Here is a 20,887-nt window from a genome sequence, read left to right as displayed (position 1 = left end):
GATCGTCGCACGAGTGGGCCGTGTTTTGCGAGAGGTGGATTTGGGTGGTTTCGCGGTGTAGTTGGCTGAGTCCGAAAGTGCGAAGATAACTCCAGTTCGACGCCTGTCAACCGAAGGAGCCCCGCGTGTTCTACTGGGTGGTGAAGGCCATCCTCTGGCCCTTCCTCCATCTCATCTTCCGCCCGTGGGCGGAGGGGGTGGAGAACGTACCCGTGGAAGGGCCGGTGATCCTGGCCGGCAACCACCTGTCGTTCGCCGACCACTTCTTCGGGGCGCTGCCCCTGCCGCGCAAGGTGATCACCCTCGGCAAGTCCGACTACTTCACCGGCAGCGGCCTCAAGGGGCTCGCCAGCAAGGCGTTCTTCAGCGGCGTGGGCACCGTCCCGATCGACCGCTCCGGCGGCAAGGCCAGCGAGGCCGCGCTGCGCACCGGCAAGCGCATCCTCTCCGAGGGCCACGTGCTCGCGATCTACCCCGAGGGCACCCGCACCCACGACGGCCGCCTCTACAAGGGCAAGACCGGCGTGGCCCGCCTGGCGCTGGAGTCCCGCGTGCCGGTCGTCCCGTGGGTGATGGTCAACACCTTCGAGATGATGCCCCCCGGCCGCCCGCTGCCCAGACTGGGCATCCGCCCGGGGGTGAAGTTCGGCAAGCCGCTCGACTTCTCCCGCTACTACGGGATGGAGGAGGACCACCTCGTCCTGCGGGCCGTCACCGACGAGATCATGTACGCGCTGATGGAGCTCTCCGGCCAGGAGTACGTCGACAAGTACGCCGCCACCGCCAAGGCCGAGGCGGCCCGCGCCGCCAAGGACGCCGCCCGCGCCGCCAAGGAGGCGGCCAGGGGAGCGGCCCGCGCCGCCAAGGACGCGGCGAAGGACGCCGTCCGCGCGACCAAGGACGCCAGGAACATCAGGAAGGCCGGGGAGGCCAAGCACGACTAGGTCCTGTTCCGTGGATCCTCGCCACGGCGGAGAACCGCGGAACGGAACCCGGGACGTGCGGCTGGGCCGGGCCTCGTGGTCCGGACGGACCCTAAGCTGGCTGTCATGGCCGCCGAGCCCATCGATCCCGACGTCGATCTCACCGACGAACGCCAGCGGGGCGAGCTGAGCCGCTCGCACCACGCCGTCCTGGCGATCGTCGCCGCCGGCGGGGCCGCCGGAGCCGCGGCCCGGTACGGCGCCGGCCTGCTGTGGCCCACCCCGGACGGCTCCTTCCCGTGGACCACGCTGGGCGTCAACGCGGCCGGCTGCCTGCTGATCGGCGTCCTCATGGCCGCCCTGGCCGCGGCCCCGGCGGCCCCGGCCTGGATCCGGCCGCTCCTGGGCACCGGGGTGCTGGGCGGGTTCACCACCTTCTCCGCCTTCAGCGTGGACATCCAGGGCCTGCTGATCGGCGGGCGTCCCGGCGCCGCCCTCGCCTACCTCGCGGCCACCCCCGTGGTCGCCCTGACCGCGGTGACCGCCGGGTCGCGTGCCACCCGGGCGATCCTGTGAGCTGGCTGCTGGTGCTGCTCGGGGGCGCCCTCGGCGCGCCCCTGCGCTACCTCACCGACCGCGCCGTCCAGGCCCGCCACGCCACGGCCTTCCCCTGGGGCACCCTCGTCGTCAACATGATCGGCTCGCTGGTGCTGGGCGCGCTGACCGGGGCGGTGCTGTCCGGAGCCGTGGGCGCCGGCCCGCAGCTGCTGCTCGGCACCGGCCTCTGCGGGGCGCTGACGACCTACTCGACGTTCTCCTACGAGACGCTGCGGCTGGCCGAGAGCGGGTTCAGGACGCTCGCCGCCGCCAACGTCGCCGCCTCGGTCGCCGCCGGTCTGGGCGCGGCGACCGTCGGCTTCGCGATCGCCCGCGCCCTCACCGGCTGACGGCGTCGTCCCCGTCCGGCCGACCGTCGCCGCCCCGGCCTCCGTACGGGCTCCGGACCGGCGGCCCGGTCACGCTCGCGTGCTCAGCGGCCGGCCGGCAGCTTCCGCGCCGCCTTCAGGTGCTCGGCCACCTGGGCGGACTCCCCGCCCTCGTGCCCGTTGAAGTGCCACACCCGGATGTCCTTGGGGCCCGCGTAGTGGTTGTAGGCCGCGAACACCGTGGACGGCGGGGTGACGCCGTCGCGCAGCCCCACCGAGAAGAGCGCCGGGGTGGTGTTGCGGGCCGCGAAGTTCACGCCGTCGAAGTGGTCGAGGGTGGCGAACACCTGGTCGAGGCGGTGGCGGTGCGACTTCAGGAAGCGTCCGAGCTCGGCGTAGGGGTCCTCGTCGGTGATCACGGCGGCGTGGCGGATGTGGGACATGAACGGCACGTCGATGAAGGCGAACAGCAGGTCCGGGACCATCGAGCTGACCGCCATCGCGATGGCGCCGCCCTGGCTGCCGCCCGAGACGACCACTCGGGAGGGGTCCACCAGGGGGTGGGTCCGGGCGGCCTCGACGGCCCGGACGCCGTCGGCGTACAGGCGCCGGTAGTAGTAGTCGTCCGGATCGAGCACCCCCTGGGTGAGCTTGCCGCTCACCTGCGGACCGGTGCCCCCCACCGGGTCGGGGGTGTCGCCGACGCGCCAGCCGCCGCCCTGCCCGCGCGAGTCCATCACGAAGACGGCCCACCCGGCCACCGGCCAGGTCAGCCAGTCGTGCGGGACGCCCCGGCCGCCGTTGTAGCCGATGTACTGCACCACGCACGGCAGAGGCCCCTCGGCCGCGGCGGGCGTCAGCAGCCAGCCCCGGATCTCGTGGCCGCCGAAACCCGCGTAGCGGACGTCGAACACCCGCACCAGCGCCAGGTCGGTCTCCACCTCGGTGAAGACCGCGCCCAGGTCGTGGGCGCGGGTCTCGGCCAGGGTGCGCTCCCAGAAGGCGTCGAACCCCTCGGGCTCGTGACGGTCGGGACGGTACTCCAGCAGCTGTGCCAGCGGCATGTCGACGAACAAGAGGTCTCCCGGGATCGGGCGTGTGCGGAGAGGCCGGGAGGACCCGGCCGGTGCCGTGCCGTACCGGCGGTACGGAACGGTGGCGTTGGGGCTATTGTGGCGATTCGTCGCTGTCGGCGCCAGGGAGGGGTCTCTCCGGAGCAGCCCGGAGAGCCTGGAACGTGGCGGCCTTCCCGGAGCCGCCCGGGAGACTCGGGCACCCGGGAGGACCCTCCGCTCAGCCGGCCCGCAGGTGCCGCCGGATCTGGCGGATGTGCTCCGGCGTGGTACGGCAGCAGCCGCCGATGAAGTTCGAGCCGGCGGCGTGCCACCCGGCCGCCGCGGCGCCGAACTCGACCGGGTCGGCCAGGCCGAGCCAGCGGCGGCCCACCGGGTCCCAGGTCTCGCCGGAGTTGGGGTAGACGATCACGGGCTTGCCCTGGATCTGCCCGATGAGGTCGGCGACGTGCCGCGGCGCCGTGCAGTTCACGCCGACCGTGATCACCTGCGGGTTGCCGGCGAACAGCGCGGCGGCCTCCTTGAGCGGGGTGCCGTCGTTGATGCGCTCGCCGTCCCGGCAGGAGAAGCTCACCCACCCCCGCATCCGGGGGGTCTCGGCGAACAGCCGGGCCAGTGCCCTGGCCTCCGCGTAGGAGGGGATGGTCTCGCAGGCCATCAGGTCGGCCCCGCTCCCGGCGAGGATGTGCCAGCGGTCCCGGTGCCAGTCGGCCAGGCCGTCCTCGTCGAGGTCGTAGTCGCCGGTGTACTCGGCGCCGTTGGCGAGGGAGGCCCCGTACGGTCCCACACTGGCCGCCACGGTCCCCTCGCCGTACTGGTCGCGAGCCTCCACGGCCAGGCGCACCGACAGCAGGATGAGGTTCTCGGCCTGGGCGGCGCTCAGCCCCCGGCGCATGAACGCCGGGACGTTGGCCTGGTAACTCGCGGTGATCGCGACGTTGGCTCCGGCGCGGAAGTAGTCGAGGTGCGCCTGCCGGATCACCGAAGGGTCCTCCACCAGCAGCTTCGCCGACCAGAGCTCGTCCTTGAGATCCGCGCCGAGCGTCTCCAGATGTGTGGCCAGTCCGCCGTCCAGAATCACCATCTCGCCACCCTAAGGCACTCGGGGCGACCTGCCACCGCCCCGAAGATCTTCGGAAAGGGCCCGCCGGGGCGGGGAGGACAGCATTCCCGCAACCCCGCGGATCACTGGGCGCGGAGGTAATAAATCCATGTGACCGGCGTGGGTTTACCGCGGGCCGGCCGCCCGTCCGGCCGCGTACCCCACGCCGGGTACGCGGCCGGGCCGCATCCGGTGCGGCGCGGTGCGGCACGGAGGGACCGGTCGGGCCGGTCGGGCCGGTCCACGACGCCCGCCGTACGGCGGGGCCGGGTCGTACGGCCGGGCCGGGCGGCCCGCCGGGTGGTCAGATCCGGCGCAGGGCCTCGGTGAGGCTCGACAGGCCCACCGGGCCCAGCTCCAGCGCCGCGGTGTGCCAGCGCCGCAGGTCGAAGCCGGCGCCCAGCCGCTGCCGGGCCTCCTCGCGGGCGGCCAGCCAGGCGCGCTCGCCCAGCTTGTAGGAGGGGGCCTGCGCGGGCCAGCCGAAGTAGCGGACCACCTCGTTGTGCACCCGGTGCGGCTCGCAGCGGCCGCGGTCCCGCAGCACCTCGCACGCCCGCTCGAAGGTCCACCGGGAACCGTCGGGCAGCGGCAGGTCCAGGTGGACGCCGAGGTCGATGACGACCCGGGCCGCCCGCAGGGCCGACCCGGCCAGCATGCCCAGCCGGGTGCCCGGCTCGTCGAACCAGCCCAGCTCGTCGGCGAGCCGCTCGGCGTACAGCGCCCAGCCCTCGCCGTGCCCGCTCACCCAGGAGGCCAGGCCGAAGCGCGACAGGCCCTCGCCGACGACCCGCGTGGTGCCGATCTGGAGGTGGTGACCTGGGACGCCCTCGTGGAAGACGGTGGTCAGCTCGTTCCAGACCTCGAACCGGTTCCGGTCCGGGGTCACCGGCCAGTTGGTACGGCCCGGCCGGGACAGGTCCTCGCTGGGGCTCATGTAGGAGGCCGCGCCCGCGCTGGCGTCGAAGGACAGCACGACGTCCACCCGCCGCAGCGGCTCGGCGATGTCGAAGTGGGTGCCGTGCAGCCGCTCGATCGCCCGGTCGTGGCGCTCCTGCAGCCACTCCCGGTAGGCGTCCCGCCCCTCGACGTAGCAGGTCTCGTTGAGGATCGCGGTCGCCTCCTCCACCGAGGCGCCCGGCCGCACCCGGTCGGCCTCGGCGGCCAGCTCGGCCTCGATGCGGGCCAGCTCGGCCCAGCCCCACTCGTAGGCGTCGGCCAGGTCGATGTCGGCGCCGAGCTGGAGGCGCGAGTGCACGGCGTACCGCTCGGCGCCCACCCCGTCGGCCTCGCTCGCCCGGGGCGTGTACTCCTCGCGCAGGTAGCGGGCGGCCTCGGCGTAGCCCGCGTGCGCGGCGTCGGCGCTGTCGGCGAGCTCGTCCCGGAGCGGGCCGTCGCCGTAGGCGTCCACCAGGGACCGGTGCGTGCGGTCCTCCGCGAAGCGCGCGGCCTGGACGGCCGACTCCAGCGCCTGCCGGCGCGCGGCGCGCAGCCCCTGGTCCAGTCCGGCGGAGAGGCTCGCCTGCCAGCCCCGGAGCATCCCCGGGATGGCCGCGAGCCGCGTCGCGACGTCGCGCCACTCGTCCTCGGTGCGGTGCGGCAGCAGGTCGGTGCTCTCCCACAGCTCGCAGACCAGTCCGAACGGCGCGCGCACCGCGCGGAGGTGCTCGCCGGTCTCGTGCAGGGCCAGCTCGGCCTCCAGCCGTTCCCGCAGGTGGGCGGCGGCCCGCACGTCGGCCTCGCCGAGCGGCTCCAGGGAGGAGAGCCTGGCCAGGGTGTCCTTCATCAGCGCCGCGCGGGCGGCGTGACCCTCCGGGCTGTAGTCGGTGGCCGGGGCGAACGGGACGTCCACGCCCTCCATGCCGGCGCCGACCGGGTCGAGGGCCGCCGAACGGGTCACGTACTCATCGCAGAGCGCAAAAATCGGGCTGGTCATCCCGGCACTTTAACCGACCGGTACGCCGGGGAGCCCGGCGTACTCCGGGTGGCCGGGCCCGTCGGCCCGGCCACCCGGAGGGAACGGTCCTCAGCGCTTCCAGAACGGCCTGCGCCTGCCGGATCCGCCCGGCTCACCCGAGCCACCGGGGCCACCCGAGCCACCGGGGCCACCCGAGCCACCCGAGCCGCCGGGGCCACCCGAGCCGCCGGGGCCGCCGGGGTCCCGGAGGGCGGACAACGCCTCGACGGCCCTGCGCCACAGCGCGTCCGGGTCGCCGCCGGCCTGCAGCTCCTCGGCCAGGGCCGCGAGTTCGGCGTGACCGCCCAGGTAGGCGGCGAGGGCGGAGAGACGGCTGCCCAGATCGTCCAGGTAGCGCAGCTTCGCCGGGGCCGGGAGGGACTCCGCGGCGCGCAGCCGCTCCAGCTCCTCGCCGAGCCGGACCCGCAGCGTCTCCGACCGCCGGGCCGTACCGGACGCCCGCGGGGCCGGAGCCTTCGCCGCGCGGGCGGGCGAGCCGGGGCGGCCCGCCGTACCGCTCGGCGGGCCGCTCGGCGGGGCGCCCATCGCGCGCGCGAAGCCGGGGGCCGAAGCGGAACCCGGGGCGGGAGCGAAGGCCACGGGAGGACCTGACGGGGCGGGGCCGCCGGGCGCCGGCATCGGCCCGGAGGCGGCGGCCGGCATCATGGGCATCGCGGCCTGCATCATCGCCATCGGCGCGCCGCCCGCGCCCTCCCAGCCCGAGGGCGGTTCCACCGGCTGGATCACGCGGTGCTCCGGACCGCCCTCGGCGACCACCCTGGAGTCGACCGCGACGAAGGCGGTGAACCGGCAGAGCACGCCGTACCCGAGGGAGGTCGTCACGATCTCCTCCTCCAGCGACCGGTCCCCGACGGCGTAGCGGTCCTCCAGCTCGCGCAGCCGGGCGCGCGCCCAGATCGCCCGCACGGCCGGGTTGCCGCCGCGGACGCCGGTGACCCTGCGCTCCCACGGCCGCCCGGCCTCGTCCAGCCCGCGGACGGTCAGCGCCCCGGCGGCGTCCCCCCGGTACCGGCCGTGGACGGTCAGCGGCACGCCGTGGTGGATCGAACCGAGGCGGCCGGTCGTGTCCGGGACGACGTCGAGCCCGTCGGCGTCGAGGGACAGGTCGGTGACCAGCGGGGAGGCGATCCTGCGGTGGATGTGCTCCATCGCCTCGTCCAGCCGGTCCTCCGACTCCACCAGTTCGCAGCGGCCCGCGCCGAGCCCGGCCAGTCTGCCGAGGAACCCGGCGTTGACCGCGCGGTCGATGCCGACCGTGTGCACCCGCGTCTCCGCCAGGCCGCCGCCGATCCGCTCCAGGATCTGGTCCTCGTTGCCGACCTGGCCGTCGGTCACCAGGACCAGGACTCGGTCGGCCGGCCCGGCCGGTACGGCGCCGGCCGACCCGGCGGGGTCCCCGGACGCTCCGGGACGTCCGGGCGACACGGGCTCCGGGCGGCCGTTCAGCAGCGCGACGGCCTCCTCCAGCGGGGACAGCATCTCGGTGCCGCCGCGCGCCTCCAGCCGGGCCAGGTGCTCGACCGCCCGGTAACGGTTGCGGTCGGTCGCCTCCACCAGCCCCTCGCCCAGTCCGGGCGGCCGTTCCACCACGTGGTCGAAGGACAGCACGGCGAACCGGTCGCCGGTGGTGAGCGTGTCGACGATGCGGGCGGCGGCCCGCCGGGCGGCGACCATCTTCCAGCCGCCCATGCTGCCCGAGCGGTCGAGGACGAGCACGACGTCCTTGGGGCCGGCGGCGGCGGGGGCCGGTCCGGGCACGACGGTCAGCGTGAACGTCCCCCCGGACGCTCCGGCGGCTCCGGCCGTATCGGCGGCTCCGGTCGTGCCGGATGGCGTTCCGCCCGCGCCGGGGACCTGCCCTGCCGTTTCGGCGCCCGCCCCGTCCGCACCGGAGGCCGCCCCGTCCGCACCGGCGGACGGCCCGTGCGCTCCGGAGGCCGGTCCGGCCGGGTCGGGGACCAGTGTCAGGGAGGTCGAGGCGTCGAAGGCCAGGCGCAGGACGAAGTCGCGGTCCAGCCGTTCGCCGGGCCGCAGGCTGACCGTGACGCCCTCCCCGCCGTCCTCCTGGAGGACCGCGTGCAGGCTGGAACGGATCTCCCGCAGCTCCAGCCCGGCGGGATCGACGGTGACCGAGAGCGAGAGGCGTACCGGGGCCGGGAAACCGGGCAGCAGCACCGGGGGCGAGATCCGGGAGGCGTCCGGGACCGCGTCGGTGTCCGGGGACCGGCCGTCGCCGGACCGCTCACCGTCGAGCGGGGCGCCGGGGATGTAACGGGGGGCCACGACCAGCGGGAAGCGGAAGGTCGCGGCGCCGTCCTCGTACGGCAGCGGCTGGCTGAGCGTCAGGCGTACGGTGACCCGCTCGCCGGGCACGAGGTTGCCGACCCGGATGGTGAAGACGTCGGGCCGGTCCTCCTCGGCGATCGCGGCCCGCCTGCCCTCGGCGAGGGCCCGGTCGTAGTCGGCCCTGGCCTGGCCCCGCTCCTTGAGGATCCCCTCGACGACCCGGCCGTCGGCCTCCATCCGGAAGGCCGTGACGGCGGCCCGGTCGGGCAGCGGGAAGACGTAGGTGGCCTCCAGTGCGACGTCGTGGGGGTTGCGGAAGACCTGGGTCACCTCGGCCCCGGCGACCAGCCCGGACACCGCGGCGGTGACGTCCACGGCATCGAGCGGCAGGTTGCCGCGTTCGGTGGCGAGCGCGCCCAGCCCGGTGTCCGGTACCGGCGCGTACTCCTCCGGGCTGAGCGTTCCTATCGAGCTGATCATGACTGCTCTCCTTCCGGAGGGACGAGGTCGTGTTCACGCAGGACCGCGAGGAGCGCCCGGGAGGCGGCGCCGATCGCGGTGAGGTCGTCCGGGGAGGGCGCGCGGCCGCCGTCGAGCAGCAGCGTCACGCCCGGTGCGAGCCGTACGCCGTGGACGGCCACGGCCTGCGGCACGCCCGGGGGCGGGGCGGGGGCCCGCGGTCCCGGCGGGGTGGACGGCCCGGCGGGCGCGTCCGGTGCCGGCGGCCTCGCGGCGGCGGGAGGGGATGGGGGCGGCCCGGCTTCCGGGAGCGGCGCGGGTCGTGCCCCGGCGGGGTGGGGTGCGCGCCGGAGGGACCGCCCGGCGGTCCCGGGCGTCGCCGGGCGCGGGGGAGGGGTGGGTGCGGTGACGGGCGGCCGGCCGGTGGGTGACCGCGGGATGCCTGGCGGTGCACCAGGCGGCGCGGCGGGCGACGGGGGAGGGGTGGCCCCGGCGCCGGTCGCGGCGGGTGGCTCGGCCCAGAAGCGCGGGCGCGCGGGACGTGGTGGGACGGGCGGTGCGGCCGGCGGCCCGGAAGACCCGGGGATGTCGGCGATCGCCTCCAGCGTCCGGTCGGTGGCCCCCGCCAGCTCGGTCTGGATCTCGGCGACGGTCCGGCCCTCGGCCTGACGCCGCTTGACGGCGACGAGCTGGAGCAGGTGGCGCCTGCCGTACAGGGCGACGCGGCCCCTGCGGGTCAGGGGCGGGTCGAGGAGCCCGATCGTGGTGTACCACCGGATGAGGCGCTCGTTGGGTGCGTCCCGGACACGCCCGCTGAGCTGGGCGGTGGGACCCAGCAGGGTCGTCGCCCGCTCGGCCAGCTCACCGATCGTCCACTCCATGGCCTCCATGCCTCCACAGTGACACTGTCATCGTGACACTGTCAACATAAGGAGCGCTTCGATGGGTATGGCCGTTTCCGACATAGAGGGACATAAAGCCAAAACGGGGAGATATCTCATGTCCACGATCACCAGCCCGCTCACTCCCGAGAACAAGAAGGTCGTCGGCGAGACCCTCCAGGGCTCACTCGTCGACCTGCTGAACCTCTCGCTCCTGGGCAAGCAGGCGCACTGGAACGTGATCGGCCACAACTTCCGCTCCCTGCACCTGCAGCTCGACGAGATCGTCGCGGCCGCCCGGGAGCACGCCGACACCGTCGCCGAGCGCGCGGTGGCCCTGGGATGCAACCCCGACGGCCGGCCGTCCACGCTGGCCAACACGAACGAGCTGCAGCAGATGGAAGCGGGCTACATCAACGACGGCAAGGTCGTCGCCGCGATGACGGACATCCTCGGGTCCATGATCCGCAGGATGCGCGAGCGCGTCGCCGCCACCGAGGAGCCGGACCCGGTGACCCAGGACATCCTCATCACGATCACCCAGGACCTGGAGAAGCACCACTGGATGCTGGAGGCCCAGCGCTAGGCCGCCTCTCCGCGCCGGACCCGTCCGGCACGTCCCCGGCGCTCCGGCCCGGCCAGGGCCGGGGCGCACTCCCGGGCGCCCCGGCCGCCGGGGCGCCTTTCCACGCCCGGTCCCGCCGACACCGGATCCGCCTCGCCGGCGTCCGGGCCCGCCGGTACGGGGTCCGCCCTCGTCCGTGCCCGGCTCCGCTTCGTCCGTGCCCGGCCCCGCCGACACCGGATCCGTCTCGCTATGTGATCACTGCCGCGCTAGATTGCGGCATGCCCGGAAACGCCCCCCGCACCCCCGGAAACACATCCCAGCCGCCGGGAAACGCCCCCGAGCCGCCGGGGAACGCCTCCTCCGCGTCCGAGGACGCTTCCTCCGTCACCGGAGACGCCGCCCGGCCGCGGCTCGCCGTACCGGTTCGCGCCTCGCTCGGGCGGATGTTCACCGGTCCCCCCGGTCTCATGATGATCCCGCTGGCCGCGTTCGCCTGCGCCTGCCTGCTGTACGGCGCCAGCGCGCCCGGGGGCCACCTGACGGAGGTGGGCTCCGGAATCCTGCTGGGCCTCACCGTGGCCGTCGCCTGGGTGCCGCGCTTCCTGGCGGGGCTGCTGCGGCCGGAGGGCCGCCCCGGCCTGCTCCGGCACCGGGCGCGCTGGGCCGCACTGCCGGTCATGGGGGCGGTGACCGCCGCGCTCATCGGCTTCCACGTCCCCTACGACGTGCGGTTCGCCCTGTCCGAACCCGGCCTGGAGCGCCTGGCCCAGGAGATGACGGCCGGGAACGGGCCCGCGTACCACGAGGGGTGGGTGGGGCTCTACCCCGTGTACGCCAGGCGGGTGGACGGCGATGTGATCTTCATGGTCAGGAACACCGGCTTCCTGGGCACGCACGGCTTCGCCTGGAGCCCCCCGGGCGGCCCGCCGCACCGCCACGAAGGCGGCTACACGCACCTGCGCGGCCCCTGGTACGAGTGGCGCGCCGACTTCTGAGCCGTCTCGTCGCGGCGGCCGCACATCAGTTCTCGCCGCCGCCGAGCCAGACGAGGTCGGAGTCGAGGCGCAGGGCGGCGCGCTCGGCGTTCGTCCAGCTGCCGAACCCGTGACCGTCCGCGCCGACGGTCGCCGCCGTGCCGTCCGGCAGCTCCAGCCCGTACGGCAGCACCCGCTCACGGCCCTTCACCCCATCGGAGTCCTCGAACAGCCTGGCCAGGGCGAACATCCAAGGAAGACCGTTGATCGCCTACACTCACGCCAAGCAGGAGGCGTTCGTCGGCGGCGTCAAGGACGGCGAGTTCGACTTCCCCGTCTCCTGATGGGAGCTGCCGAGCCGATCTCGCCAGCGGCCCCGATTGCTGGTAGCCGCCCCGCGCACCTTCTCTCTGCCCTCCGTCTCTTCTGCCTCCGCGCCCACTGGCGCCAGCTGGGCCGGTCACACGTCGTGCGGAAGCACTCGAAAGTGATCGGCCCCCCACAATGGCCGTAGTTGCCGAAAGTGACGCTGATCGAGCGTGAGGATGTCGGTCGTACGGTATCGATCAGCGAGCACCACGTTGGAAGCGTCGGTAACGCCTACGTAGTCCTTGCCTTCTCGATGTCGCTCGATGATCGTCAAGGCAGTCGCGTGATCGCTGGGTGTCCATTCGACGAGTTCGTAGGCTTCGGTGACGATGTCATTGGCGAACCGGCGCGCCGCCACCGCACCGAGTCTGCTGTAGAGCATGTGGTCGGCTTCCGCGACGACGAAAGGGGAGACGACCAGCGGCCCGGGTGCGGACGAGATGATGTCAGCGATCGGCTTGTGCTCGTCGTAGGACTCATCGAAGAGCGCCAAGATGGCGCTCGTGTCGATGATGATCGCCGTCACGCTCCGAAACCTCGTGCAAGCTCGGTGTCAATCTCCTCCGCGTCAAGCGGGTGATCGCTACGGAAGCCGCCTATAGATGGTTTCGGCCGGGGCTGTTGCTGTTCGATCAATTTGTCGATCTCTTGGGCAAGAGTCAGGCCATCGGCGGCTGCGAGACGACGAAGGCGGTCCCGGGTCGTCTTGGGAACCTTAATGGTGGTTGAGGTCATACCGCTGAGTATACCGGCCCGAATGAAGACCGCTGGAGTACTCCAGGGCGATTCCTGATGTGATGAGCGTTGGGGCGTCGCGGAGAGGCGGGAGCTCTCATCGGTTTGCCGCCGGACGGCCCGGTCCGGTAGGAAGCCTGCGTGCTGAGAGGTGACAAGATCGGGCTCAGGGCCCGGCACGAGGACGACATCCCGATCCTGCAGACCGAGCTCCACGACGACGTGGTCAACGCCTCGCGGGCCGCGAGCGGGCCGTGGCGGCCGATCACGCCCGGCTCGAAGCACTCGCAGTTCGCGGTGGACGACAAGGAGGAAGGGCACGTCCCGTTCTCCGTTGTGGAGCTGGGCGGCGGCACGCTGGTCGGGGCGGCGACGCTGTGGGGCATCGACGGCCACAACCGGTCCGCGCACATCGGGCTGGGGCTGCTGCCGTCGGCCCGCGGCAAGGGCTACGGCACCGACGTGGTCGCGGTGCTGTGCCACTACGGTTTCGTCGTGCGCGGCCTGCGGCGGCTGCAGATCGAGACGCTGGCGGACAACGCCGCGATGCTGCGCTCCGCCGAGCGCAACGGCTTCGCCCGCGAGGGCGTGCTGCGCTCCTCGGCCTGGGTGATGGGCGAGTTCCTGGACGAGGTGCTGCTGGGACTTCTCGTCCAGGACTGGAATCCGGGCTCGAAGGGTTAGGCGGCGACGCCGGGGCGGGCACCGTCGTCGGGATGAGTCTCATTCGGGATCGCCGTGAAATCGACGTCGCCGGTACACGCGCCGACCCGGTATCGGGGAACGACTCCAGCCCGGTGAATCAGTGAGGGCGCATCCCAATTCGTCCCTGGCCGGTAGGATGGATGCGCAAATCCGCGTTTCGCCGGTAGAGCATGATGAACAACCTGGTGCTGGCCGGCTCAACGTGGTGCAGGCGGCGTTGAGCCTGCTCTCACCCAGGCGTGCAGCGGGACGTGATCAGACCACGTGCTCCGGGCGTAATCGACGAAGCATTTCCGTACGCGGCCCTCGCCGGCGAACACGTAATCAATCTTCCGCTTGCGGGTCACGTAGGTCCAGCGCCGGCGCGGGTCGCATTCGTCGCGGCCCTCGTAGGCCGCGGCGGCGTCGCGCGGCACCAGGTTGAGGTCGCCGCCGATCACACCCCGGCCGAGCTTGAACAGCTCGCGCAACTGGATGTGCCGGTAGGGCCTGCCCTTCTGCCTGTCGTCGTAGCTCGATCCCGACGAGAAGTGCGCGGTGCAGAACGTCCGGTCGGCCGTGCAGACGGCGTACCTGCGGGCTCCCCACGGCGGCGAGGTCAGCGCGTGCACGACGAGGCCGGTGTCCGTTCCGGCCACGGCCAGGGTGACGCTCAGCACCCCGCGTGGCCTGCCGTTTCTGTCGGGCAGGCACTGGTACGGAGAACCGTCCGAATACATCAGCCCCGCCGACCGGACGCTCCAGTTCCGGCCGGTACGGCGTTCGAGCTCGCGCTCCAGGTCGGCGTCGGCGCCCGTGCAGAACTCCTGAAGGAAGACCACGTCCGCCTCGGTCGCCAGCACTGCCACGTGCCAGGCCAGCTCGGCGTTCGAGCGGCGGAAGAGCGCGCACCCGGCGTTGGTGCCCGCGCAGACGTTCCACGTCATCACGTGGAGGAGAGGTGGCCGTGCCTGTACGGACAGGTTCGGTAACAACAGTCCGGCGATCAGGAGCTGGCTGATCATCATCACCGAGATCCCTCCACACATGATCCGAGCCGTCAAAAGACCGCTCAGCCGGCACATACGGCAGCCAGGAGCCTACTGGTCTTCATGGGGTCAGACCCGGGCGTACGAGCTGCCAAGAGCCTCTTCTCATGCCGGCCCGTCCCGGTTCTCTCCTGCTGATCAGCCCGACCAGGTTGGAAAAGCCTCAGTGGAGTCACCGGGGACGGGGACCGAGCCGAGGAGTTCGCCGACTGTGTCAGCTGCGAAGGACCGGGCTTTCCCGCCGGGCGACGGTCCGCCGGTGGGCGGGGGCGTCCGGGAGGCCGCGCGTCACGCGGATCGCCAGGGCGGCCACGAAGCCGAAGAGGATCGCCGAGGCGAGCAGGAGCCGTACGCTCATGCCCTCCGGGTCGGGCCAGGAGCTCAGCGCGAGGACGGCCACGGCGGTCGCCGCGCACGCCGTCACCCACCCCCACCGGCGCAGCGCGGCGAACCGGCGGGCGAAGACCAGGCAGCCCACGCTCATCCCGGTGAACGCCACCATGGCCCCGGCGCCGTGCAGGGCGCCGTGCCAGGTGATCTCGGGCGCCCCGGCCGGCGCGCCCGGCGGGAACCCGGCGCCCGCGTCGGTGAGGAAGACCCCGCCCATGACCAGACCGACGCCGAGGACGCCGACCAGCGGCGGCCCCCAGGTGCCGGCCCGGCCGGGTCGCAGGGCCCGCCGCAGACCGGCCGCGCAGGCCACGTACAGCGCGCCGGTCACCGTGAAGTTCGCGATCTGGACCCACCCCGCGTTCCCCAGGCTCAGCAGGCTCAGCGGGTGGCGGGTCACGTCGAACCCCTCCCGGGTGAGCGCCTGGACCAGGACCGTCGCCAGGAACAGCGGACCGGCGATCACCCCGCACATCAGCAGTCTGTTCCGCACCGATCTCTCCTCTTTCCGGAAAAGGCACCCCTTCCGGGTGCCGCTCAGCGGGGACGTCGGAACCGGGGACCGGATCCGGACATCTGACTCGTTGGGATCACAGCTCCACCTGGGCCGAAGCCGTCGGCCCAGGTGGAGCTGACGAGTCATCCGTCGGCCCGGCCCGAAAAGGGACACCACCGTGGATCAGTCGTCCGTCAGGCGGGCGGCGCGGGTGTGCAGGTGGCGGCGCTGGGGGAAGCCGGTGGCGCGGCGGGCCGCCTCCAGGTAGGCGGCGCGGGCCGCGGCGCGGTCGCCGTTCATCTCCAGCAGGTGGGCCCGTACGGCGGGCAGCCGGTGATCCCCGGAGATCCGCTCGTCGGCCTCCAGCGGCGCGAGCAGGTCGAGACCGGCGCGGGGGCCGCGGGCCATGGCCACCGCCACGGCGTGGTTCAGCCGCACCACCGGGTTGTCGGAGATCCGTAGCAGCAGCTCGTACAGCGCCGTGATCTGCGGCCAGTCGGTCTCCGCGGCGCTCGGCGCCTCGTCGTGCACCGCGGCGATCGCCGCCTGCAACTGGTACGGTCCCGGCCTGCGGCGGGAGAGCGCGCCGGTGACGAGCGACACGCCCTCGGCGACGAGCCCGGCGTCCCACAGGTCCCGGTTCTGCTCGGCCATGGGGATCAGCGCGCCGTCGGGGCCCGTCCGCGCCGGACGGCGCGCCTCGGTGAGCAGCATCAGCGCCAGCAGCCCCGCAACCTCGCCGTCACCGGGCAGCAGCCGGTGGACCATGCGGGTCAGCCGGATCGCCTCGGCGGACAGGCCGGCGCGGTCCGGGGACGGTCCGGAGGGGGCGGCGTAGCCCTCGGTGAAGACGAGGTAGAGGACGTGCAGGACCGCGCCGAGCCGCCCGTCCCGGTCGGCGGCCGACGGCGGGCCGAAGGGCACGCGGCTGTCCCGGACGCGCTGCTTGGCCCGGCTGACGCGCCGGGCCATCGTCGCCTCCGGCACGAGGAACGCCCGCGCGATCTCCGCGGTGGTCAGGCCGCCGACCGCCCGCAGGGTGAGCGCGATCTGCGACGCCGGGGACAGCGCCGGGTGGCAGCACATGAACAGCAGGACGAGCGTGTCGTCGGAGTCCGGCGTCCCGGCGTCCGCGGGGGGCGTCAGCCAGTCCTCCGGAAGCGTCCACCGGACGACGGTGTCCTCGCGGGCGCGGCGGGCCTGCTCGGCGCGGAGGAGATCGGTCAGCCGCCGCGAGGCGACCGTGATCAGCCAGCCCCGCGGGCTGTCCGGGACGCCGTCGGCGGGCCACCGGGTCGCGGCGGCGAGCAGCGCCTCCTGCACCGCGTCCTCGGCGGTGTCGAAATGCCCGTAGCGGCGCACCAGCGCGCCGAGGACCTGCGGCGCCTCCCGGCGCAGCAGGTCCTCCACACCGTCACCGGCCATCACTACGCGTCGAACCCGCCGGGACCGTCGTCGAGCGGCCGCACATCCACGTACCAGACACGGTCCGGCGTCGCGCCCTTCGGGGCGGGCGTGCGGGCCAGGCGTGCGGCGATCTCGGTCGCCCGGTCGAAGCTCGCGCACTCGACGATCGTGTACCCGGCGATGACCTCCTGCGTCTCGGCGTACGGCCCGTCCGTCACGACGGGGACGCCGTCCCGCAGTTCGACCCTCCTGGCGTGCACGGGAGCCGACAGGCCCCGGGCGTCGACGAACTCGCCCGACTCGGCCAGTTCGGCGTTCCACGCCCCCATGGACTCGTGCATCGCCGCGACCTCCTCGGCGGTCCAGCCCGGCCGGTCGCCGGAGTCCTTGCCGGACAGGGCGTCGTAGTCCCGCTGCGAGCCGTACAGCATGATCATGTATTTCATCGTCTTCTCCTCCGCCGGCACCCCCTCGGGCGCCTTCCGCCGGATACGTCGGAGCCGCCGCCCCGGTCCGGACATCCGGCCGCCGCCGAACCCAAGGATCCACGCCGGGCGGCCGGGACCGTAACCCCGCATGGGGGGCGGGGGCCTGGGTAGAGGGGACGGAGGCTACCGGGAAGAGGGAGAAGATGAAGAGGATTCTGCAGCTCGTGGCGACCCGCTGGCTGTCCAAGACGCCCCTCGGGATGGTCGCCCTCGGGGCGGGCTGGCTGTTCATGCGCAAGCGCCGCCAGAAGCAGGGCGACGTCCGCAAGGACACCCTGCGCCAGCCGGGCCGGGCCTCCCGGAACCCCTCCGCGTGGCGGGGTCCCTCGTCCGCCGGCCGCCGGTAGGCCCCGGCCGCGCCGCCGGGTTCGGCCGGGCGGCTCCCGGTCCCCGCGGGCGGGGCGTCCGGTCCTGGCCGGTCAGGTCTCGAAGTCGAAGGTCTCCCGGTCCTCACGGGCGGGGCGTCCATGCGGCGGCGGGTCCGCGGGCGAGACCGGCTCGGTACCTCCCGTCAGAGAAGATGGCGGGCCGTCAGAGGAGGTGGCGGGCCAGGGCTGCGACGGGGTGCGGGAAACGCAGCAGGTTCCGCAGCGGGTCCAGGTGGACGACGTCCCCGTCGTCGTCCGGCCCCGGCGTCCCCGGCATCACCGACGGTCCCCGGAGCCCCGGTGCTCCCCACTGCCCGGCAGGTCCCGGAGGTCCGTACGGTCCCGGAGGTCCGTACGGCTCCGGAGGGAACGGCCCCGGAGACCCCGCCTCGCGGACCGCCGCGAGTCCGCACTCGCGCACGGCCCGCTCCCAGGCGGCGTCGTCGCCCGCGGCCGCCTCCAGCCGCTCCAGCGCGGTCGTCCCGCCCGTCTCCCTGGCCAGGGAGGTCAGCAGGTGCGGCCAGTGGATGGTCAGCGCGGCGAGCTTGGCGACCTCCCCGTCGCTTGCGGGCTCCGCCCCGGCGAGCGTCCGCCGGTAGGCGATGAACGAGTAGAAGCGGAAGACGTTGACGTAGCGCTTGATCTCCCGGGGGTTGAAGAACATCAGGGCAGGCAGGACGAACTCGATGGCCCGGTAGGCGTTCTCGTCGCTGTAGAGCTCGTCGAAGACCCGGTCGGCCGCCTCGCGGGTCGCCGCGGCCAGTCCGCCGATCGCGTCCGGGCAGTCCACGCCCAGCTCCTCCTGGGCCCGCCGCGCCGCCTCGTCCAGGGTCGCGGCGGTCGGGCGGAGCGCCCAGATCGCGTCCTCCAGGCGGCTCACCAGCGACGGGTCCGGCGGCTTCACCGGTCCCGGCCGGGATACGGCGAGCGGCACGCCGACCGGTGCGCGCGCTTCGGGGACGTCGGGGCGGGCCGTCCCGGCGGCCCCGTCCCCGCCCGCGTCTCCGGCGCCCGCGCCATCCCGCCCGTCTCCGGTCGCGTCCCGGCCGTCGCCGGCCGCACGGTGACCGTTCCCGGGCTCGCCGCACGGGGACGGCGGCGGGACGTCGGCGGCCTCCGGCAGGCCCAGCAGCGCCCGGACGAAGGCCGGCAGCCGGTCGGCGTCGTCGAGCAGCGGCACGCTCAGCGGCAGTTGCACGATCTTCTCCAGGAACCGCCAGCCCAGCCCGGACCGCCCGTCGGCCGGCAGTGTCTCGGCCAGGTCCCGGTAGGCGGCCTCGACGTGCGCGGCCACCACCTCCGGCTCCATGGCCAGCACGAACACGCAGTTGGGGAACTCCCCGGCGAGGAACAGGTTGATCGCCTCGATGACCTGCGCCACCGTCCCCGGCGAGCACCGGTCCAGGTCGTCGACGAACACCACCAGGGGCCGCTCCTCGGTGGCCACCAGGTCGAGCACCTGCCGCATGTCGGTCTGCACCAGGTGCAGGAAACCCGCCCTGGACCGGTAACCGGGGCCGCCCATCAGCTCGCCGGCCGGGCCGTCGGCCGGTCCGGGGGCGAACAGGTCCGGCTGGCTGACCAGGTCGCAGAAGGCGTTTCCGGCGGACTCGCCGAAGAACCTCGCCAGCCGTACGGCTCCCGCCCCGACCGCGGTGACCGCCCCGGCCGCGCCGACCGCGGCGGCCGTGCTCCGCAGCAGGGCGTCGAACGCCGGCAGCAGCGCCGCCCCGGCGAGCAGCGCGCCGGTGAGGACGAGGGCGGCGAGCAGCCCGAGGGCGAGCGGCACCAGCCGGGTCACCGCGAGCTGGTAGGCGCGGCGGCGGACGGCCTCGGGGTCGATCCTGGACAGGTTCAGCTCCAGCCAGAACCGCTCCCGCTCGGTGCGGGGCAGCCGCCGGGTGACCTGGCTGATGATCTCGTGCGCCAGCCCGGCCCAGACCTGCTCCCCGCTCTGGTACATCCACGGGTTGAACCACACCGTCGGCCGCCAGTCGGCCCGCCGCACCGGCAGGGCTCCGGGTTCGGCCCGGCCCGCGTCGCCGCGCCGTCGCCGCCCGGCCCTGGACAGCACCTCGGCGTTGGTGAGGTCGCCCGCTCCGCCGGGGTCCGGCAGGTGGATCTCGGCGGGGCCGTCCCCGGCGGCCCCCGGGTCCAGGAGGTCCTGGATCATCCGCATCAGGGAGGTCTTGCCGGCGCCCCAGGGGCCCTTGACGCCGATGGTGAGCGGTGGCCGGGTCTCGGGGTGGCGGACGAACGCGGCGATCGCCTCGGCGTAGACCCGGTGGCCGAGCTGGTCGTCGGTGGTCCACCGGTCGGCGGTGAGCCTGGCCCGGGGCTGTACGGCCCGCCGCCCGGCCCGCCATCGCCGCAGCAGCGCGGACGTCCGCGCCCGCTCCGCCGGGCTCAGCCGGGAGTAGCCGAAGGCCCGCACGTCGGGGTGGGCGAACAGGGCCGTCTCGCCGAGCAGTCCCCAGTGTCGCAGTTCGGCGGCGTCGCCGAGGATCTCTTCGACCGGCTCGCCCTCCTCCAGCAGGGAGGCGCCGCGCAGCACCTGCCGGGCGTGCTCGCTCAGGTGCAGCTCGTAGACCCGCCGGACGATCTCGGTGCCCGAGGCCGGGGGAGCGGGGTCGCCGAGCACGGTGAGGGTGCGGGCGAAGGCGGCGTGCACCGGCGAGGGCACGGGCACGGCCGGGGGACGGGGCGGGGTCAGCGGGACGGCCGCGGCGGGGCCGTACGCCAGCAGGATGGGGGTGCGGGGGGAGGAGACGGCGGCGTAGTGGCGCAGCGCGTGGGCGTGCAGGTCTCCGACGGTGACCGGGCCGCGCGCCGGGTCGGCGGCCAGGGCGGCCAGGCCGTCGGCCAGGACACCGGTCAGGCTGGGGGCGGGCCCGTGGGCGGGTTCGCCGAACCGCAGGGCCAGGGTGAGCGCCGCCGCGGACAGGCGGGGCTCACCGGCCACGCCGAGCTGCCTGAGCGGCGGGGCCGAGCCGTCCAGGGCGCTCCAGCCGAAGTCCACGACCAGCAGCACGGCCGCCGCGGCCGACTCGCCGACCCGCCGGCCGAACGCGCCGATCATGGAGCCGAGCTGGCCGGAGGTCCAGGCGTTGCCTCCGGGCAGCCGGATCATCAGCACGTCGCCGTCCCCGGCAGACCGCAGGAACTCCCACACCCGCTCGCCGTCGTCCCGCGCGCCCTCGCCGGGGCGGGCGTCGACGGTGAAGCCCTCGGCGCGCAGCACCGCCGCCAGGCGGATGTCCGGTCGTCCGGCGGCCGGGGGGTCGAAGGGCCGGTCGGGTGTGGCGGGCGGCGCGTCCAGGAAGACGAGGGCCCGTCGCGCGCCCGTCCGGGTGGCGGTCCCAGGGGGCTCGGGGGCCTCGGGGACCTCGGGGATCGGTTCGGCGAACGCGAGTCCTTCGCTCAACGGTCCTCCCGGGGCGGCGGCGAGGGATCTCACGCGGGACCCGCGGGTCCCTGTACGGGGGTCCACGGTCCACGCGGGGTCCGCGCGAGATCTGCGTAGATCCACTGTGGACCCCCGGGGGTCCACGGATGCGGATCTTGAGGATGGGACGGTCCGATTTGAAGGACGCCCGCCCGTGTCCTTGCTGGAACTTTGCCTTCGCCCGGTGTGCGGCCCCACGCCGGGGCGGCTCCACCGCGTCGGCCACCGCCCGCCCCGGATCCCGGTCACCCTCACCCGTCGTCCGGCCCCCGGCCCGGCCCGGGCCCCG

The 20,887-nt window shown here is 74.1% G+C and carries 20 protein-coding genes; 7 read left to right on the top strand and 13 right to left on the bottom strand.

From position 1 onward, the window contains the following. The first annotated feature begins 125 nt into the window (after nt 1-125). The 3 genes from ACFYSC_RS01245 to crcB all read left to right on the top strand — a co-directional run bounded on the left by ACFYSC_RS01245 (nt 126) and on the right by crcB (nt 1,870). Complete coding sequence (locus tag ACFYSC_RS01245; RefSeq protein ID WP_389954974.1) at nt 126-944, top strand: lysophospholipid acyltransferase family protein; 819 nt, start codon at nt 126-128, stop codon at nt 942-944. Nucleotides 945-1,049: 105 nt separating this feature from the next. Beyond that, nucleotides 1,050-1,499 (top strand): fluoride efflux transporter FluC, encoded by a 450-nt coding sequence (locus ACFYSC_RS01240; protein ID WP_389954971.1) that lies wholly within the window; start codon nt 1,050-1,052, stop codon nt 1,497-1,499. Then, nucleotides 1,496-1,870 carry a fluoride efflux transporter CrcB gene (gene crcB, locus ACFYSC_RS01235; RefSeq protein WP_389954968.1) on the top strand — a complete coding sequence of 125 codons (375 nt, stop codon included), beginning with the start codon at nt 1,496-1,498 and terminating at the stop codon, nt 1,868-1,870. The genes ACFYSC_RS01240 and crcB overlap by 4 nt, the downstream gene beginning before the upstream one ends. Nucleotides 1,871-1,953: 83 nt before the next feature. Here crcB and ACFYSC_RS01230 read toward each other — a convergent pair whose 3' ends face one another. From ACFYSC_RS01230 to ACFYSC_RS01210, 5 genes are all read right to left on the bottom strand, one after another. Next, complete coding sequence (locus tag ACFYSC_RS01230) at nt 1,954-2,925, bottom strand: acetylxylan esterase (protein WP_389954966.1); 972 nt, start codon at nt 2,923-2,925, stop codon at nt 1,954-1,956. A 217-nt stretch (nt 2,926-3,142) separates the two neighbouring features. Further along, nucleotides 3,143-4,006, bottom strand: coding sequence for a homocysteine S-methyltransferase (gene mmuM / locus ACFYSC_RS01225; RefSeq protein WP_389954964.1), 864 nt, complete (start codon nt 4,004-4,006; stop codon nt 3,143-3,145). A gap of 322 nt (nt 4,007-4,328) precedes the next feature. Next, nucleotides 4,329-5,957, bottom strand: a complete 1,629-nt coding sequence (locus tag ACFYSC_RS01220; protein WP_389954962.1) for a DUF885 domain-containing protein — start codon at nt 5,955-5,957, stop codon at nt 4,329-4,331. 90 nt (nt 5,958-6,047) lie between these two features. Beyond that, a complete protein-coding gene (locus ACFYSC_RS01215) occupies nt 6,048-8,765 on the bottom strand; it encodes a VIT domain-containing protein (RefSeq protein WP_389954959.1) in 2,718 nt (905 codons plus the stop codon). After that, the gene (locus ACFYSC_RS01210) at nt 8,762-9,634 is read right to left on the bottom strand and encodes a MerR family transcriptional regulator (protein WP_389954956.1); all 873 of its coding nucleotides are present in this window, start codon (nt 9,632-9,634) and stop codon (nt 8,762-8,764) included. The genes ACFYSC_RS01215 and ACFYSC_RS01210 overlap by 4 nt, the downstream gene beginning before the upstream one ends. Before the next feature lie 109 nt (nt 9,635-9,743). Between ACFYSC_RS01210 and ACFYSC_RS01205 the strand changes: the two genes are divergently transcribed. Further along, complete coding sequence (locus tag ACFYSC_RS01205) at nt 9,744-10,211, top strand: DNA starvation/stationary phase protection protein (RefSeq protein WP_362934402.1); 468 nt, start codon at nt 9,744-9,746, stop codon at nt 10,209-10,211. Nucleotides 10,212-10,636: 425 nt separating this feature from the next. Next, complete coding sequence (locus tag ACFYSC_RS01200; protein WP_389954952.1) at nt 10,637-11,188, top strand: hypothetical protein; 552 nt, start codon at nt 10,637-10,639, stop codon at nt 11,186-11,188. A gap of 25 nt (nt 11,189-11,213) precedes the next feature. On the opposite strand, the gene ACFYSC_RS01195 is transcribed toward ACFYSC_RS01200, so the two are convergent. The 3 genes from ACFYSC_RS01195 to ACFYSC_RS01185 all read right to left on the bottom strand — a co-directional run bounded on the left by ACFYSC_RS01195 (nt 11,214) and on the right by ACFYSC_RS01185 (nt 12,271). Continuing rightward, nucleotides 11,214-11,417 (bottom strand): hypothetical protein, encoded by a 204-nt coding sequence (locus ACFYSC_RS01195; RefSeq protein WP_389954949.1) that lies wholly within the window; start codon nt 11,415-11,417, stop codon nt 11,214-11,216. Nucleotides 11,418-11,627: 210 nt separating this feature from the next. Continuing rightward, a complete protein-coding gene (locus ACFYSC_RS01190; RefSeq protein ID WP_389954946.1) occupies nt 11,628-12,062 on the bottom strand; it encodes a PIN domain-containing protein in 435 nt (144 codons plus the stop codon). Further along, the gene (locus tag ACFYSC_RS01185) at nt 12,059-12,271 is read right to left on the bottom strand and encodes a hypothetical protein (RefSeq protein WP_389954943.1); all 213 of its coding nucleotides are present in this window, start codon (nt 12,269-12,271) and stop codon (nt 12,059-12,061) included. The genes ACFYSC_RS01190 and ACFYSC_RS01185 overlap by 4 nt, the downstream gene beginning before the upstream one ends. A gap of 141 nt (nt 12,272-12,412) precedes the next feature. Between ACFYSC_RS01185 and ACFYSC_RS01180 the strand changes: the two genes are divergently transcribed. Then, on the top strand, nt 12,413-12,955 hold the full coding sequence (locus ACFYSC_RS01180) for a GNAT family N-acetyltransferase (protein WP_389954940.1): 543 nt from the start codon (nt 12,413-12,415) through the stop codon (nt 12,953-12,955). Between the two features lie 218 nt (nt 12,956-13,173). Here ACFYSC_RS01180 and ACFYSC_RS01175 read toward each other — a convergent pair whose 3' ends face one another. The 4 genes from ACFYSC_RS01175 to ACFYSC_RS01160 all read right to left on the bottom strand — a co-directional run bounded on the left by ACFYSC_RS01175 (nt 13,174) and on the right by ACFYSC_RS01160 (nt 16,743). Continuing rightward, nucleotides 13,174-13,983: an endonuclease/exonuclease/phosphatase family protein gene (locus ACFYSC_RS01175; protein WP_389954938.1), complete on the bottom strand. Its 810-nt coding sequence runs from the start codon at nt 13,981-13,983 to the stop codon at nt 13,174-13,176. A 235-nt stretch (nt 13,984-14,218) separates the two neighbouring features. Then, nucleotides 14,219-14,887, bottom strand: coding sequence for a DUF998 domain-containing protein (locus ACFYSC_RS01170; protein ID WP_389954935.1), 669 nt, complete (start codon nt 14,885-14,887; stop codon nt 14,219-14,221). A gap of 186 nt (nt 14,888-15,073) precedes the next feature. Then, nucleotides 15,074-16,315 carry an RNA polymerase sigma factor gene (locus ACFYSC_RS01165; protein WP_389954932.1) on the bottom strand — a complete coding sequence of 414 codons (1,242 nt, stop codon included), beginning with the start codon at nt 16,313-16,315 and terminating at the stop codon, nt 15,074-15,076. 2 nt (nt 16,316-16,317) lie between these two features. Next, complete coding sequence (locus ACFYSC_RS01160; protein WP_389954928.1) at nt 16,318-16,743, bottom strand: YciI family protein; 426 nt, start codon at nt 16,741-16,743, stop codon at nt 16,318-16,320. Nucleotides 16,744-16,928: 185 nt separating this feature from the next. On the opposite strand from ACFYSC_RS01160, the gene ACFYSC_RS01155 reads away from it, so the two are divergent. Beyond that, nucleotides 16,929-17,132: a DUF6203 family protein gene (locus ACFYSC_RS01155; RefSeq protein WP_389954925.1), complete on the top strand. Its 204-nt coding sequence runs from the start codon at nt 16,929-16,931 to the stop codon at nt 17,130-17,132. Between the two features lie 184 nt (nt 17,133-17,316). Here ACFYSC_RS01155 and ACFYSC_RS01150 read toward each other — a convergent pair whose 3' ends face one another. Continuing rightward, the gene (locus tag ACFYSC_RS01150; RefSeq protein ID WP_389954921.1) at nt 17,317-20,577 is read right to left on the bottom strand and encodes a P-loop NTPase fold protein; all 3,261 of its coding nucleotides are present in this window, start codon (nt 20,575-20,577) and stop codon (nt 17,317-17,319) included. Nucleotides 20,578-20,887: the final 310 nt, after the last annotated feature.

This window comes from Streptosporangium sp. NPDC004379 (assembly GCF_042873875.1).
Taxonomy (GTDB): domain Bacteria; phylum Actinomycetota; class Actinomycetes; order Streptosporangiales; family Streptosporangiaceae; genus Streptosporangium.
Note: the sequence above shows the minus strand (reverse complement) of the source record. Positions and strands in the feature narration are given on the sequence as shown.

Bases quoted from the DNA above. Each gene is read 5' to 3' on its own strand.
- ACFYSC_RS01240 (WP_389954971.1), top strand. From the start codon at position 1,050: ATGGCCGCCGAGCCCATCGATCCCGACGTCGATCTCACCGACGAACGC.
- mmuM (WP_389954964.1), bottom strand. From the start codon at position 4,006: ATGGTGATTCTGGACGGCGGACTGGCCACACATCTGGAGACGCTCGGC.
- ACFYSC_RS01220 (WP_389954962.1), bottom strand. From the start codon at position 5,957: ATGACCAGCCCGATTTTTGCGCTCTGCGATGAGTACGTGACCCGTTCG.
- ACFYSC_RS01215 (WP_389954959.1), bottom strand. From the start codon at position 8,765: ATGATCAGCTCGATAGGAACGCTCAGCCCGGAGGAGTACGCGCCGGTA.
- ACFYSC_RS01210 (WP_389954956.1), bottom strand. From the start codon at position 9,634: ATGGAGGCCATGGAGTGGACGATCGGTGAGCTGGCCGAGCGGGCGACG.
- ACFYSC_RS01205 (WP_362934402.1), top strand. From the start codon at position 9,744: ATGTCCACGATCACCAGCCCGCTCACTCCCGAGAACAAGAAGGTCGTC.
- ACFYSC_RS01200 (WP_389954952.1), top strand. From the start codon at position 10,637: ATGTTCACCGGTCCCCCCGGTCTCATGATGATCCCGCTGGCCGCGTTC.
- ACFYSC_RS01195 (WP_389954949.1), bottom strand. From the start codon at position 11,417: ATGTTCGCCCTGGCCAGGCTGTTCGAGGACTCCGATGGGGTGAAGGGC.
- ACFYSC_RS01185 (WP_389954943.1), bottom strand. From the start codon at position 12,271: ATGACCTCAACCACCATTAAGGTTCCCAAGACGACCCGGGACCGCCTT.
- ACFYSC_RS01175 (WP_389954938.1), bottom strand. From the start codon at position 13,983: ATGATGATCAGCCAGCTCCTGATCGCCGGACTGTTGTTACCGAACCTG.
- ACFYSC_RS01165 (WP_389954932.1), bottom strand. From the start codon at position 16,315: ATGGCCGGTGACGGTGTGGAGGACCTGCTGCGCCGGGAGGCGCCGCAG.
- ACFYSC_RS01160 (WP_389954928.1), bottom strand. From the start codon at position 16,743: ATGAAATACATGATCATGCTGTACGGCTCGCAGCGGGACTACGACGCC.
- ACFYSC_RS01155 (WP_389954925.1), top strand. From the start codon at position 16,929: ATGAAGAGGATTCTGCAGCTCGTGGCGACCCGCTGGCTGTCCAAGACG.